Annotated in this window: 14 protein-coding genes; 8 read left to right on the top strand and 6 right to left on the bottom strand. The window is 63.5% G+C overall.

The annotated features are described in order from the left end of the window. Positions 1 to 135: 135 nt before the first annotated feature. Positions 136 to 450 carry a hypothetical protein gene (locus JQ566_RS10540; RefSeq protein WP_212372177.1) on the top strand — a complete coding sequence of 105 codons (315 nt, stop codon included), beginning with the start codon at positions 136 to 138 and terminating at the stop codon, positions 448 to 450. Between the two features lie 54 nt (positions 451 to 504). On the opposite strand, the gene JQ566_RS10535 is transcribed toward JQ566_RS10540, so the two are convergent. The 6 genes from JQ566_RS10535 to JQ566_RS10510 form a co-directional block, all read right to left on the bottom strand. Then, on the bottom strand, positions 505 to 1,776 hold the full coding sequence (locus tag JQ566_RS10535; protein WP_212372176.1) for a flavin monoamine oxidase family protein: 1,272 nt from the start codon (positions 1,774 to 1,776) through the stop codon (positions 505 to 507). Between the two features lie 52 nt (positions 1,777 to 1,828). Then, the gene (locus tag JQ566_RS10530; RefSeq protein WP_212372175.1) at positions 1,829 to 2,503 is read right to left on the bottom strand and encodes an FABP family protein; all 675 of its coding nucleotides are present in this window, start codon (positions 2,501 to 2,503) and stop codon (positions 1,829 to 1,831) included. 185 nt (positions 2,504 to 2,688) lie between these two features. Further along, positions 2,689 to 2,937, bottom strand: coding sequence for a hypothetical protein (locus JQ566_RS10525; RefSeq protein ID WP_212372626.1), 249 nt, complete (start codon positions 2,935 to 2,937; stop codon positions 2,689 to 2,691). Between the two features lie 308 nt (positions 2,938 to 3,245). Beyond that, positions 3,246 to 5,885: a bifunctional diguanylate cyclase/phosphodiesterase gene (locus tag JQ566_RS34835; RefSeq protein WP_212372174.1), complete on the bottom strand. Its 2,640-nt coding sequence runs from the start codon at positions 5,883 to 5,885 to the stop codon at positions 3,246 to 3,248. Positions 5,886 to 6,176: 291 nt separating this feature from the next. Then, positions 6,177 to 6,956: a DUF2182 domain-containing protein gene (locus JQ566_RS10515; protein WP_212372173.1), complete on the bottom strand. Its 780-nt coding sequence runs from the start codon at positions 6,954 to 6,956 to the stop codon at positions 6,177 to 6,179. Between the two features lie 63 nt (positions 6,957 to 7,019). Then, on the bottom strand, positions 7,020 to 7,652 hold the full coding sequence (locus JQ566_RS10510; protein WP_212372172.1) for a DUF1326 domain-containing protein: 633 nt from the start codon (positions 7,650 to 7,652) through the stop codon (positions 7,020 to 7,022). A gap of 601 nt (positions 7,653 to 8,253) precedes the next feature. On the opposite strand from JQ566_RS10510, the gene JQ566_RS10505 reads away from it, so the two are divergent. From JQ566_RS10505 to JQ566_RS10475, 7 genes are all read left to right on the top strand, one after another. Next, positions 8,254 to 8,844, top strand: coding sequence for an aminoacyl-tRNA deacylase (locus JQ566_RS10505; RefSeq protein WP_349643317.1), 591 nt, complete (start codon positions 8,254 to 8,256; stop codon positions 8,842 to 8,844). 112 nt (positions 8,845 to 8,956) lie between these two features. Beyond that, positions 8,957 to 9,376: a CBS domain-containing protein gene (locus JQ566_RS10500; RefSeq protein ID WP_100232197.1), complete on the top strand. Its 420-nt coding sequence runs from the start codon at positions 8,957 to 8,959 to the stop codon at positions 9,374 to 9,376. A gap of 495 nt (positions 9,377 to 9,871) precedes the next feature. Continuing rightward, positions 9,872 to 10,999 carry a TRAP transporter substrate-binding protein gene (locus JQ566_RS10495; RefSeq protein ID WP_212372171.1) on the top strand — a complete coding sequence of 376 codons (1,128 nt, stop codon included), beginning with the start codon at positions 9,872 to 9,874 and terminating at the stop codon, positions 10,997 to 10,999. 116 nt (positions 11,000 to 11,115) lie between these two features. Continuing rightward, on the top strand, positions 11,116 to 11,718 hold the full coding sequence (locus JQ566_RS10490) for a TRAP transporter small permease subunit (protein ID WP_212372170.1): 603 nt from the start codon (positions 11,116 to 11,118) through the stop codon (positions 11,716 to 11,718). Next, positions 11,715 to 13,064 carry a TRAP transporter large permease gene (locus JQ566_RS10485; RefSeq protein ID WP_212372169.1) on the top strand — a complete coding sequence of 450 codons (1,350 nt, stop codon included), beginning with the start codon at positions 11,715 to 11,717 and terminating at the stop codon, positions 13,062 to 13,064. The genes JQ566_RS10490 and JQ566_RS10485 overlap by 4 nt, the downstream gene beginning before the upstream one ends. Then, complete coding sequence (locus JQ566_RS10480) at positions 13,051 to 14,496, top strand: amidase (RefSeq protein ID WP_249139373.1); 1,446 nt, start codon at positions 13,051 to 13,053, stop codon at positions 14,494 to 14,496. Before JQ566_RS10485 ends, JQ566_RS10480 begins: the two co-directional genes overlap by 14 nt. Continuing rightward, positions 14,493 to 14,663, top strand: a complete 171-nt coding sequence (locus JQ566_RS10475; RefSeq protein ID WP_212372168.1) for a hypothetical protein — start codon at positions 14,493 to 14,495, stop codon at positions 14,661 to 14,663. The genes JQ566_RS10480 and JQ566_RS10475 overlap by 4 nt, the downstream gene beginning before the upstream one ends. Positions 14,664 to 14,672 lie beyond the last annotated feature (9 nt).

The raw sequence follows: 14,672 nt of genomic DNA, 5'->3' as shown, positions 1-14,672 counted from the left end.
GCGCGGCGTTCAAACATCCACAGACGTTAACGCGCGTTAATCGGAACTCACGTCTGCGTCGTTTCGACGCCCGCACTGGCGGGAACGTGCTGGATGCTCAGGTGTTGTCGCACGACATTCAACTGGAGTGATGCCATGAAATATCTCATTGTCGCGATGGCCGTCGGCGCTGCGGCGCTTACCGGCGGATCGGCGGCGAACGCGGCCGGCAGCATGAGCGCCAAGCAGACCGCGCAGGAAAGCCAGTCCACCGACATCAGCGCGCACCGCAGGCATTATCGCTGGCATGGTCACCACCATCATTGGGGGCATCGTCACAGCTATTACCGGCCCTATTACAGAAGCTACGGCTATTACCCGCGCCACCACGGCTATTACGGCGGCGGACCGTACGGCTATTACGGCGGAGGTCCCGGCGTGACGTTCAGCTTTGGCGGCAGTCGCTGGTAAGACACAAGAGCTGGCAAGAAGGACAAGAGGCCCGCAGCGATGCGGGCCTTTTTGTTATCCCTGCAAGATCATCCCCGCCGTCTCCAGGCCACTCGCGAGCGCCGCCTCGACCGTGCCCATGTCGCGGCCGCGATAGAGCGCTTCGCCGGAAAACAGCACCCGCCCCTCGGTGCGTGCGAGGATTGCCTGTGCCACCCGCGTCCGCGGCGTCGCCCACGAATAGGCGCCGCGCGCGAAGCGATCATGCGCCCAGTTGGTCGCAGCCGCCGCCACCAGCTCGCGCGCGATGTCATCGCGCGGCAGGCCGAAGACGGCGGCGAGCGAGCCGAGCCCGGCATCGATCAGTCCTTGCGGGTCGAGGCTGTCCAGCTCCGTCGTGCGCGGGCCACCGAACCAGCCCGTGAGCACGGCATGCTGGCTCGGATATTGCGTCCACCACACCGGGATCGCCTGGTCGGACAAGAGGAAAGTCATGTCCGCGAGATTGTCGTTGCGCTCGCGCCACCATGGCCGCGCGAAGCGCAGCAGGATCTTGATGACGTTGCCAAAGCCGATGTCGTCGGCAGCAGCAAGCTTCGCGCGCGCGCCCGCCGGCAGCGCGATCTCGCGCAGCAGCGGCAGCGGCACGGTGAGGATCACGCGATCGCAGGCGTGCACGTCGCCGCCGGCGCAGCGAACGGTCACCGCGCCGCCCTCCTCCGCAACGGCCGACACGACGCAACCCAGGCGGATGGTCGCGCCGTGCCTGCGGCAGTCGGCGGTCAGCACCTCGATCATCGCGCCGTAGCCGCCATCGATGCGCGCCAGCGGAGCGTGTCCGCCATCCATCCATTCCGCGCGCAGCGCCAGCGTCGACGCGCGCTCAGGGTCGGCTGCGTCATAACCCTCGACCATCCGTTCGATCGAATGGCGCATCGGCGCGTAGTCGTCCCCGGCGAAATGCCGGCGCAGGAAATCGGCGACCGTGAGGTCGTCCTTCAAGTCCCGCAGCACGGCTTGAAGCTCCGCCTCATGGGGATCGAGGCGCTCCTCGCGGGAGAGCTTGGTCCCGTCAAAGCTCCACTGCTCGCCTTCGATCTCCTGGAGCGACAGCCCGGCCTCGCGCAGCAGTGCGCGCGTGACCGGCGCCTCGCCATGAACGAACTCTGCGCCGCCATCGGCGGGATAGCCGAACTCCGAGGCCGGCAGCGGATGAATGCGGCCGCCGCAGCGCTGGCGCGCCTCCAGGATCGTCACCTTCCGACCGGCACGCGCCAGCTCGCGCGCCGCCATCAGGCCGGCCGCGCCGGCGCCGATGATGACGATGTGTTCGGATGTGTCGGACATGGCCGCGCCTTACCGGCTCGCGGCTTGCGGATCGTTCTTGATCAGATAACGCTCAGGCCGCCGATCCATCGCCACCTGCATTCTCCTTGGCACGATCGTTCACGATCACCGCTAGCGGATTGAGCCTTGGCGGCGCGACGAGCTGGAGCGTGTTGGTGTCGCGGTGATTGAACGGCGCGCCGCGTACGAACAACTCGGTCTGGATCAGATAGGTCCAGCTGCCGTCGTCGTTGAAGGTGATGTCGCAGCGGTAAGCATCGGTGCGGAAGGCTTGTTCCAGAAAATCGGTCGAGCAGATCCCGTAGGCGGTGTCGCCGCGCTTCGCGGTAACGGAGATCGTCTTGTCGTTCGGCCCGGCCTTGCCCGAGGCCAGCAGCACCTGCCCGCGCGGAATCGCCAGCGTCTGCATGATCAGCCCGGTCGCGGGCTCCCACAGCCAGTAGCCGACCTGGTCGTGAAAGGTGATGTCTTCCTCGGGCGTGTTGATGTGGATGTGATAGCGCAGCCCGTACAGCAGCTGCGGCCCGTTGGCCTGCGGATCGATCGGGTCCATGCGGATGCGCTCGATGAACGTCCGCCGCTCCGGCCCTTCCGCCTTCGGATTGATGTCGATGCCCTTGTCCGCCTGCCAGGTGCCGGCAAGACGGCGCAGCGGGCCGAGATTGGCAAGTCCGTCGGGCGAGACGTCCTCGGGCTCGGTGAAGATATCGGCGGGAATGGGGAGCATGGAGGCCTCGCGGGATTGGCAGAGGCCAGCAATATCACAGGCAGCCGTGGCGTGAATTCAACTCCTGCCCCGGACAAGCATTCGAGCCATGCGATGATGCTCGTTGCATCCGGCCCCGTCCTCGAAGCGACAGCCTGCCGGCTGGCGCAGTTGCTGACGTTGCCGGTGTAAGCCGCGAACCACTCTCAAGCCGCTTGCGACATTGATCTCGCGCGCTGCTCGAGCACGCCGATCGTCGCGACCAGGTTGTCGCGTCGGGCGCGAAGGTTGAGCGCGAGCAGCGGATAGGTCGGCTGGTGCACGTCGAACACCCCGGCGCGGGCCTCCTCCTCGAGAATATCGGTGTTGATCAGCCGAACGCGCCACCACAAATCGGCGATCAACGCGTCGAGCCGGAGTTCATCAGCAGCACCAGAACGGGACATTTCTTGCATCGCTTGCCTCAACCTGAAACGGCCTCTCCGCCGAGGCCTGACTTTGGTCCTGACTGAGCAAGCAGAGTGCCAGGAATGGGCGGATGCGATCTGGCTCGGGAATTGGCGCCGCGCGGCGCGGTCCTTCTGGCTCTCAGCGGACGCCGAACGTGCCAGGGGACCACCGGGCCCCACCCTTCTAAGCCATTAATAATACGAGGCAATTCAGACGAGGGAGGTTCCCCTGCTCAGCTTCTTGCTCAGCTTCCTACCCTTGGCGCAAGGGCTGCAGTGGCGGGCCATGATGACAAATGCCGGAGGCATTCAGCTCACGCCGCCCGCCGTTTCCGGCGCGCCGTGGGGCCTTGCCAGGAAAGGCCGGCGAGCGGCACAGGCTTGCTGAAGTGAAATCCCTGGCCGAGCGGGATGCCGAGCGATTGGAGCCGCCTGACCTGTTCGGAGGACTCGACCCCCTCGGCGACGATCGACAGCTTCAACGTCTTCGCGAGCTGCACGATGGACTTCAGCACCGCGACGGTCTCGCTGCGGTCGATCCGGTCGATGAACGATTTGTCGATCTTGACCTTGTCGAACGGAAACGCGGTCAGATAGGACAACGACGAATAGCCGACACCGAAATCATCGAGAGCAATGGAGACGCCGAGCGCCTTGAGGCGCTGGAGCGTCTTGAGGTTCTCCTCGGTGTCGGCGAGAAATACGCTCTCGGTAATCTCGAGCTCGAGCCGGGTTTGCGGAAGGCCGCTCTGCGCCAACGCAAACGTCACGGTGTCGACGAGATTGGTGCCGGCAAATTGCAGGGCGGAGAGGTTGACAGCGACCTTGACGTCGGCCGGCATGCTCGTCGCATCGCGACAGGCCCTGGCCAGCACCTGATTGCCGAGCTCGACGATCAGGCCCCCTGCCTCCGCAACCGCAATGAACTCTGCCGGAGGAATGTAGCCCTTGGTGCCGTGATGCCAGCGCGCCAGGGCCTCGACCGACTTTACCCGACCGGTGCCGAGCTCGATCACGGGCTGATAAAACACCTCGATCTCCTCGCGCCAGATCGCTTCGCGCAGCTCGATCTCGAGCACGTTGCGCTGATCCGCTTCGGCCTTGAGCTCCGCTGAATAGACGTGGAAGCAGCTTCGGCCGGCATTCTTCGACCTGTAGAGCGCAAGATCGGCGTTGCGAAGGATCTCGTCGACCCGCGTGCCGTGCTCGGGCACGAGTGCAAGGCCAATGCTACAGCCGATCACGACGGGATGGCCGTCGATGTGGTAGGGCTCGGCAATGGCCTGGACCAGCCGCGCCGCCAGGCTCGCAGCGCCGTCGCGCATCGCGGCCCGGCCCGGCGCCACGATCACGGCAAACTCGTCACCGCCGATTCGCGCCGCCGTATCGGCGTCACGAATCTGCGACTTGATCCGGTCGGCAACCTGCTTCAGCAACGCGTCGCCGCATTGATGGCCGAGCGCATCATTGACGGACTTGAACTTGTCGAGATCGAGCAGGAGTACCGCGAACGCGGGCTCCAGCCGGCGCGAGCGGGCCAGCGCCGCGTCGATGCGCTCCTTGAACAGGTTGCGATTGGCAAGACCGGTCAGGCTGTCATAGTGCGCCAGCCGCTCGATGCGGTCCGCCGACGCCTGGCGCTCGGTGATGTCCTCATGCGTAGCAACCCAGCCGCCCCCCTCGCGCCGGCCGTAGGAGATGTAGACGACCCGTCCATCCGGAAACTGCACGGTGTTCGAGATCTGCTCCGACTGGGCGAGCCGATTCTTCAAATCGACGAGGTACGCCTCGACGTCGAGCACGGCGGTCTGCTTCGCGAACACCTCCCGGAAGTCCATGCCGATCCGGATATCTTCCGGTACGAGTCCGTAGAGTTCGAGCCATTGCCGGTTGAACGCGATCAGGCGGTCACGGCCATCGAACATGCTCAAGCCCTGGGGAAGATTTCTGAGCGCATCCTCGAACTTGCTGGCAAAATCGTGCAGCTCACGGTGGGCGCTATCCAGCGCCTGCTGCCGCCGCCAATGGAATGTCGTCGCGGCCAGGATGATGAACGTAAGCAGCAGTGCGCCGCCGAGATAGACCTTCTGCCTGAAGGCGGCGCGGGAATAAATCTCCTGCTCCGAAATTCCGACGGTGAAGATGAGCGGAAACGCGTGCGACCTGCGCGCGGTGATCAGCCGGTTGCTGCGGTTCGGTCGGTTCTCGTTCCAATATTGCGCGTAGAAGCCGTCCCCCAGCTCGCCCTCGACGCGGTTCGGTGCGCGTTGTCCCAGCACGGAGCCCTGGTCCATTCCCCGGGCGGCGAGCACGACGTGGTTCGCATTTCTGAGCACCAGCGTTCCTCCGACGCCGAGCTTTGCGGTGTCGTAGAACCTGCCGACGACGTCGACGCTGATCGAGCCGACGACCACGCCTAGCGGATTCCCGGCGAGGTCGAACAGCTTTCGCGCGAGCTGGATGGTCCATTTGTGCGACGCCCGCCCCAGCACTGGCTTGGCGACGTAAAGACGGTCATCGGCTTGCGCCATGACATTGATGAAATGCTCGCGATCGCCGAGATAGAGCGGCGGGCCGGAATAGCCCGTGGTCGTATCGAGCATGTAGCCGTCCAGTCCGATCAGTGCGAACTGAACCACGTCGCCGGTCGCAATGCGGGCCTTGTCCGACCATGACTTCAGGCTGAAGGTGAGCGGATCCTGGGCATAGAGCGCTCGCACCACCAGCAATGACTGATCGACGCGCTCGAAGATGCGTTCGGTGTTTTCCTCGAACAATTCGGCGACGCTGTCGCCGTGCGACCGCGCCTGCTCGACCGCATCCGCCCGCTCCGATGACGTGATCGCGAAGTAGCCGATCCAGACCAGGGGCAGGAAGAACAACGCGACCTGCAGCGGGGCATTGCGCAGAATCGTCAGCGCCGCCCTGCGGATTGATCTCGCGAGCGTCATCATGCCCACTCCCGCGTCGGCCGCAGGGGCAGAACAGGGCTCATCGCCGAAAACAGCACCGCCTCTCTCCGCCTCGATTGCACAGGGACGGCCACAGCCGGAAACGGGACGCGGGCCTGTCCATGACCCGAAGCTAGTCAGGACAGCCTTAAGTTTTGGTTTGGAACAAAGCTCAGTTCTTCGGCTTGCGACGTCCGTATGATCACGGAGGTCAGCCGTTTTTGAGCGACCGGACGGTATTGGCATATTGGGAAGACGGCATCTCAGGAGCCCCTCCCCCCGCAGTTCCGGGGCTCACACCGCTCGCGCGAGAACGATCGCGCCGGACAGGATGAGGATCGCGCCTGCCGCATAGCTCAATCTTCGGCCGAACGGCAGCAGCTTCTCCGCGGCCACGTAGAGCGCGATACCGATGACCCAGACCAGGTTCATCACGCCGCCGACGAACAGCAATATCATCAGAAACCAACAGCAGCCCACGCAGTAGCTACCGTGGCGAAGCCCCATGCGGATTGCCCCTCGCGTGCCGGGCCGCCAGTGCCTGCTGAGAAACAACAGCGGGCTGTCGCAGTAGCGCAAGCAGGCCTGTTTGAGCGGCGTGAACTGATACAGCCCCGCGGCCATCAGAGCGCCGCCGCCCAGAATCGCGCTGGTGCTGGCCATCGCCATCGACAGCAACCCGAAGCGTTCGAACGCTGCTTGCACCAGGACCGCAGCGAGACTGAACCCGGCCCACGTCACGAGATAGCCGGCGAGAAAGATCCAGGTGTCGATCGCGGCGCGGGAGGCAGTCTCCTGCTTGCGCTTGACGGTCGCATACAGGAGAACGGTGGGCGCCGCGCTCGGTGCCATCATCGCGATCATCATCACCCACCACATCGCGAACAGCAGCACTGCATAGAGCGGCGTCCATGGCATCGGTGCCATGTCCGGCATGTCGGCCATCATCTCGGTATCCATGCCGGCGCCCGCAGCGAGATAGGCCCAGGCGAGCGCCACCACTGCGGCGGTCCCGATCGCGACGATCAGCCGGTCGCGGTGGAGCAGGTGTTCCAACATCAGCCGCCCCTGCATCGACTTGTCCAGGATAGCGATGAGGAGCTGACACCGGGATGTTGTCTCGGTGTCAGCGCCGCATCACGCCGCGACGCCCTCGGGCGTCTGCACGACATTGGCGAGCGAGCTATGCGTACCGCGGGTCTCGAACGGGATCGCGCCGGTCGAGCGGATGTTGGCGGATGCGACCTCGGCCGCCCGATGTTCGAATCCCTCGGGCATGACCACCTGGATGCGGTGCGGATCACCGGTCACCGGATTCTTGATCGGCTCGACATCGGTCTCGAGCACGCCCCTGGCGACGAGTTTTGCGACGCGTCCGTCTTTGTCGAAGGAAAACTCGAACGGCGCAAACACCGGATCGTGGATCTTGGTAACGATCATGCTGACGATCTGGAAAAGCGTGCCTTCGGCCGAATGCTTGCCGGAAAAGATATCGAGCAGCGCCTGACGCTGCTCCGCCGTGGCGCGTTCGTCGATGATGGGCTGGATTGTCCCGTTGCCCTCATGCAGCGGCCCAGGGAAATCGACCGTGATCGCAAAGCAGAGACCATCGAGCCTGGTCCCTTCGAAATGTCCCTTGGCGATCCGCATGGCGACCATTCCCTTGCAATAGCCTTGGGTCGGCCGCGCATTGAAATCGCAGGGACAGCCAAACGCGCAGGTGCAGTTCTTCATCCATTCGCCTTCGAGACGCCAGTCCGATGCAGCCATGGCACATCTCCCAATGTGAGCGGGGACGCGGCAGCCGTTGACGAATTTGTTCAGCGTTGTTGTCGAGGCAATGCGAAATGGCGCGAGCGGGATCGAGTTCGATCAGAAGGCCGGCATCGCAGAATTAAAGTATGGTGGCGAGCTGCCGTTTACCGTTTAAGGATCATATCAGCGGCAGCCGTGCACGTATAGCGAAACGAGGGTAGTGGCTCAGCAGCAGCCACATCTCGGGGATGTCCGACGTGAGGGACACGGCGCCCCATTCAAACAAAGCTTCGAACTCCTATACATCTGAAATATCGATACAATTCAGCCACTAGCCTGCCGTCGTCCCGCCCATGACAGCAGCGCCAGCGTGCATGGATTGCGCCGGCGTAGCGCCAGTACACAGGTGCCGCGCTCTGGCGCGCGGCCCACACCGTCATCGTCCGACGAGACCAGCACCAGATGCGGGCGCCGCGCCAGACCAGATGAGATGGGCACGGTGCGCTTCGAGTGTCCAAGAGCCGTTTCCGCTCCGATTGAATCGGAACCGGGCTTGAGATGCCTGTCTTGCGCGTTTTCTCGCGCGAACCGGCGTCCACTTCGCTGGAAAAACGCTTTGATTGCGGCCTTCGAGGGCAAGGTCTATGCTGAAGGCCGGCAAATCACGCGGCCGCCCATCGTGCGGCGGAGCAGCCTCACGATGGATGGCTCGCACATCCATCCGAAAGGCTACGCCATGACCATTGCCCCCACATTGCACCGGTATCTGACTGCCGAGAACATCGAGTATGCCGAGATACCCCACACTCTCACCATGACATCCGCGCGCACGGCACAGGCCTGTCACGTCTCGGGCGATCACCTCGCCAAGGCCGTCGTGCTGCGGCATGACGGCGGCTATATGCTCGCGGTCGTGCCGGCATCGCACCATCTCAACCTGCCGGACCTGAAGGAGAGGCTCGGCGAGGATCTCGCCATGGCCAACGAAAGCGAGATCAACCGGCTGTTCGCGGACTGCGCGCCCGGAGCCGTTCCGGCGGTCGGCCGGTGCTACGGCCTCGATCTCATCGTCGACGACAGCATCCAGGCCCAGCCTGAGGTCTACATCGAAGCCGGCGATCACGAGACGCTGCTTCAGCTCACCCATGCGCAGTTCGCGCGCCTGACGGCCAATGCACCGCATGGACGCTTCAGCATGCACGATTGACGGCATGACAGCAGGATGATTCCCGGCACGCCCGTCGCGGCGACGCGTGCGGTTGCGCCCGGTTCGGTGTATAGTCACATCGCGGGGGCTGCGTTCGCAAGGGAGGTCCTCCATGAAAGTCAAGGACGTGATGCACAAGGGCGTCGATTGGGTCAGCCCCGACACCCCGATCACCGAGATCGCGAAGTTGATGCGAGGGCACGACATCGGCTGCATTCCGATCGGCGAAGACGACCATTTGATTGGGATGGTGACCGATCGCGACATCGTCTGCAAAGGCCTTGCGCGCAAGGACTTCAACGCCGCGGGCATGACAGCGCGGGACGTGATGACTGAAGGCATCCATTGCTGCCGCGAAGACGACGATCTGGCGAAAGCCGTGCACCACATGGAGACGCTGAAGATCCGCAGGCTGCCTGTGATCAACAAGAGCAAGCGGATGGTCGGCATGATCAGCCTGGGTGATGTCGGGCAATCCGCCACCGCTGATCTGTTGACGCAATGCGTCAAGGGCGTGTCGGCCCATCATTGAGGCTACGCCCGGCTCGAGTCCGAACCTTCGTCGGGTCGCAGCCCCCGCGGCCCGCGGAGATCTTGCGAGCGTGCATGAGCGCACTGTCACCGCGGTTCGGATTCACCGCACTCGACGGCGAGTGTTTGCACTGCGTCAATTCCCGTAGAGACAGGAGCCACAGAACTCTTTCGGGTTCGTTGTTGCACTTCGTATCTGACGGGTCGGCCGCGCCGCTCAATCCTGCAGCAACTCGTCGGGCGGGCTGGACGCCGCCCCAATGGCAGAAGTCCGCCTGCATCTTTGCTGCACCGCGACGGACGCGTGAATATCCGCCTGCTTAGAGCCCGAATGGGATCGCCCAAGTCTAAAATGCGACATCGGGCGGCTTGTCGGATGACGGCAATGCGTCCAAACTGTGATCAGAGTCGCTGGAATGCGGCACAGCTCCAGCGGTTATCAACGAAACGCGCGCCGAAACGCGTTCAAACAACAACGCCGCTAGGGAGGACGTCCATGACTGCAAAGTCTGAAAAGACCAGATCAACTCGTCGCAAATTCCTGCTGGCCGCCGGCGCGACCGGCGCTGCTACCATCGCCATGCCGCAAGTCAGCCGGGCGCAGACGGTAACCATGAAGATGCAGGGCTCGTGGGGCAAGGCCGATGTCTTCAACGAGATGGCGGAAGATTATGTGAAGCGTGTCAACGATATGGCCGGGGGCCGGCTGCGCATAGACTATCTGGTCGGTGGCTCGGTCGTGCATCCGTTCCAGGTGTTCGACGGCGTTCACGGCGGCCAGATCGACGCGGCACACACCGTGACGGTCTACTGGTACGGCAAACACAAGGCAGCATCGCTGTTCGGCACAGGTCCCGTGTTCGGCTTCAACGCCAACGAAGGCCTCGGCTGGATCCACAACGGCGGCGGCAAGGAGCTGTTTGAGGAGCTCCAGACCCAGATCATGCAGGTCAACATCAAGAGCTTCTTCGCCATGCCGATGCCGACCCAGCCGCTCGGCTGGTTCAAGAAGCCCATCACCAGCGACGCCGACCTCAAGGGCTTGAAGTATCGCACGGTGGGCCTTGCCGCCGATCTCTTCCAGGCGATGGGTGCATCCGTCGCGCAGTTACCCGGCGGCGAGATCGTGCCCGCGATGGAGCGCGGCGTGATCGATGGGTTCGAGTTCAACAACCCGACCTCGGACCGGCGCTTCGGTGCGCAGGATGTCGCCAAGAACTACATGATGGGCAGCCACCATCAGGCGACGGAATATTTCGAGATCATGTTCAACCGGACGAAATTCAACGCGCTGTCGAAGGAACAGCAGGCGATCCTGCAATACGCCGCCGAAGCTGCTTCCTCCGCCAACGAATGGAAGGGCATGGATTATTATTCCAAGGACCTGCAGGAGCTGATCAACAAGGACAAGGTCAACGTCCTGCGGACGCCGAAGTCGGTGTTCGACGCGCAGATCAAGGCGTGGGACGGTCTGATCGCCCAGCTCGCCTCGGATCCGTTCATGAAGAAGGTGATGGACTCGCAGAAGGCCTGGGTGCGCCGCGTGGTCTACTACAACATGTACAACGCGACGGACTACCGCGGCGCCTTCGAGCACCAGTTCCCGGGCGTGCTCAAGGTCTGAGGCTGTCGCGGCGCTTCGCGTGAGGCCATAATCGTGACGGGCGGCGCAATCGAAGCGCCGCCCACGAATTTGGAGGGGGACGTCCGGATGTACTGCTCGCAGCGAGCTCGGCTCGCATGACGAAATTCCTGTTCTTCATCGACGAGCTCAGCACGTGGGTCGGCAAGGCGTTCGCCTGGCTGATTCTCGTCCTTACGCTGGGTGTCAGCTACGAGGTATTCGTGCGCTACGTGCTGCGTGCGCCGACCACCTGGGCTTTCGACGTCAGCTACATCACCTATGGCGCGATGTTCCTGATGGCCGGCGCATATACGCTCTCGCGCAACGGCCATGTACGCGCCGACGTGGTCTACCGCCTCTGGTCGCCGCGCACCCAGGCAACGATGGACCTCGTCCTGTATATCCTGTTCTTCCTGCCGGCGATCGCGGCGCTGATGTATTCGGGCTGGAATTACGCCCAGATGTCGGTGCGATTCCGCGAAGTCAGCATCTTCAGTCCGGCCGGCGTGCCGGTGTTTCCGCTGAAAGCGCTGATCCCGCTCACCGGCTTCCTTCTGTTTCTGCAAGGGTTCGCCGAGATCGTTCGCTGTGTGCTGTGCATCCGCACCGGCCGATGGCCGCAACGCCTGCACGACGTGGAGGAGACCGAGAGCCTCGTCATCCGCGAACATCAGCAGCACGCGGCTGAGCCGCAGAGCGAGAAGGGACCAGGCGCATGACCGATCCTCAACTCGGCATGCTGATGCTGGGCCTCTTCATCTTCATCATCATGCTCGGCTTCCCGATCGCCTTCACGCTGATGGCGATGGGCGTCTCGTTCGGCTACTATGCCTACTACACCCCCGGTCAGGACTTCTTCCAGAACCGCATCTTCACGCTGCTGGTGCAGAAGACGTTCGAGGTCACATCCAGCGACGTGCTGGTGGCGGTTCCGCTGTTCCTGTTCATGGGCTATTTGATCGAGCGCGCAAACATTCTCGACCGCCTGTTCTACTCGCTGCAATTGTCGATGAAGAACGTGCCGGGCGCGCTTGCGGTGGCCACGCTGATCACCTGCGCGATGTTCGCGACCGCCACCGGCATCGTCGGCGCCGTCGTCACGCTGATGGGCCTGCTGGCATTGCCCGCGATGCTGCGCGCCGGCTACGACACCAAGCTGTCGGCTGGTGTCGTCTGCGCCGGCGGTTGCCTCGGCATCCTGATTCCGCCGAGCATTCTGCTGATCGTCTATGCGGCAACCGCCGGCGTTTCGGCGGTCAAGCTTTATGCGGCCGCGTTTCTTCCGGGGTTCTTGCTGGCTCTGTTTTATGTCCTCTATGCAATGGCGCGCGCGATCATCAATCCCGCGCTCGCACCGAAGCTGCCGCCCGAGCAGACCAACGTGCCCATCAGCACGGTGATCTGGGCGCTCGCCACGTCGTTCCTGCCGCTCGCGTTGCTCATCGTATCAGTGCTCGGCGCGATCCTGTTCGGCCTGGCAACGCCGTCCGAGGCGGCGGCGGTAGGCGCGCTCATGAGCATCGTTCTGGCCGCCGCCTATCGTTCGCTCAACTTCACGATGATGCGCGAATCGGTATATCTGACCGTGCGCGCCACCGCGATGGTCTGCTACCTGTTCATCGGTTCGTGGACATTCTCCGCCGTGTTTGCCGTCCTTGGCGGACAGACCGTGGTCGAGCAGTTCTTCATCTCGATGAATCTGTCGCCGACCGGGTTCCTGCTGTTGACCCAGGTGATCATCTTCCTGCTCGGCTGGCCGCTGGAATGGACCGAGATCATCATCATCTTCGTGCCCATCTTCCTGCCGCTGCTTCCCCAGTACGGCATCGATCCGATCTTCTTCGGCATCCTGGTGGCACTGAACACGCAGACGGCGTTCAATACGCCGCCGGTCGCGATGGCCGCCTTCTATCTGAAGGGCGTGGCGCCGCCGCAGGTGAAGCTGACCGATATCTTCTCCGGCGCGCTTCCCTTTGTCGGCCTGGTCTTCCTCACCATGGCACTGGTCTACATCTTCCCGGAGATCGCATTGTGGCTGCCGAGCTATCTCTATGGATCGCGATGAGCGCGCCCGGCAAACCGACGAAAGGCTGCGCATGAGCCTCAACACGCTCGGCCTCATGGAAGCGGCGGCCGGCATCCGCGACGGCCGGCTCAGCTCAGTGGAGCTCGTCGGCGACTGCCTCAGGCGCATCGATGAGGTCGATCGCGATATCCATGCGTGGGCGTTCCTCGATCGCGACCACGCGATGCAGCAGGCCGAGGCCGCCGACGATCATCGCAAGCAAGGCAAGGCGACGGGGCCGCTGCACGGCGTCCCGGTCGGCATCAAGGATATCTTCGACACCGGCGACATGCCGACGGAATTCGGATCAAGTCTTTGGGCCGGACGCACGCCGCGCCGCGATGCGGCGGCCGTGGCGCGTCTGCGCGCGGCAGGAGCTGTGATCCTCGGCAAGACGGTGACCACCGAGTACGCGTATTACAATCCGGGCAAGACCCGAAATCCGCACAACCGGGATCACACGCCCGGCGGATCGTCCTCGGGCTCCGCCGCGGCCGTTGCGGCGCTGATGGTGCCAGGTGCCATCGGCTCGCAGACCAACGGCTCGGTGATCCGTCCTGCCGCCTTCTGCGGCGTGGTCGGCTTCAAGCCCACGCACGGCCTCATTCCGCGCAGCGGCGCGCTCGAATTGTCGCGCACACTCGATCATGTCGGCGTGTTCGGGCGCAGCGTCGAGGACGTGGCGCTGCTGGCCGAGGTATTGGTCGGGTTCGATCAGGAGGATCCGGACACGCGGCCTGTTGCGCGTCCGCCATTCTCCGCCGTAGCGGCGAGCGAGCCGCCGTTGCCACCGCGCTTTGCCTTTGTGCGCTCTGCGGTCTGGGATCAGGCCGAGCCGGTGACGCGTGACGCCTTTGCTGAGCTTGTCGAGGCTTTGGGCGAGGCTTCGAGCGAAGTCGAGCTTGGTCCAAGCTTCGACAAGGTCGTCGATATGCACCGCATCATCATGGAAGTTGACATGGCGCACAATCTGCGGCGTGACTACCAGCGAGGCGGCGACAAGCTCAGCACTCGGCTGCGGCAGGCGATCGAGCGCGGCCGCACACATCTCGCGGTGGATTATTGCAATGCCCTGGCCGGGATTACATCCCTCAACCGGGGTCTGGACCATGTTTTCGACGAATACGACGCCGTCCTGACGCCCGCGGCGCCAGGCGAGGCGCCCGGAATCGAGACGACCGGCAGCCCGATTTTCTGCACGAGCTGGACCTATCTCGGTGTGCCCGCCATCAGCCTGCCATTGATGAGCTCCGAAACCGGCCTTCCGCTGGGCGTTCAGCTTGTCGGCCGTCGCGGCAACGATGCCCGCCTCTTACGCACGGCGCACTGGCTCGTCAATAAAGTCGGGCACACTCGTCGTGGCGGTCGGCGCAAAGTCCCGAGCGCTGGGTCGCAATCGGGCCCCGGTGCGGAGAAAAGGAAAGTGCGATGACCAATCTGATCACCGGAATCATCGGCCTCGCGCTTGTGATGACATTTCTTGGAATCCTGGTGGTTTGGATCAAGGCCATCCCGCTCATCGTCATTGTTGTTGGCGTGATGATTCTGGCGGTGATCGATTTCGTGCATTCGCTACGGACGAACGGCGTGCTTCGCTGACTGACGATG

This window comes from Bradyrhizobium sp. SZCCT0231, from assembly GCF_018130245.1.
Taxonomy (GTDB): Bacteria; Pseudomonadota; Alphaproteobacteria; order Rhizobiales; family Xanthobacteraceae; genus Bradyrhizobium; species Bradyrhizobium japonicum_F.
The sequence above is the reverse complement of the archived record's forward strand: the minus strand, read 5'-3'. Positions and strand labels throughout refer to the sequence as shown.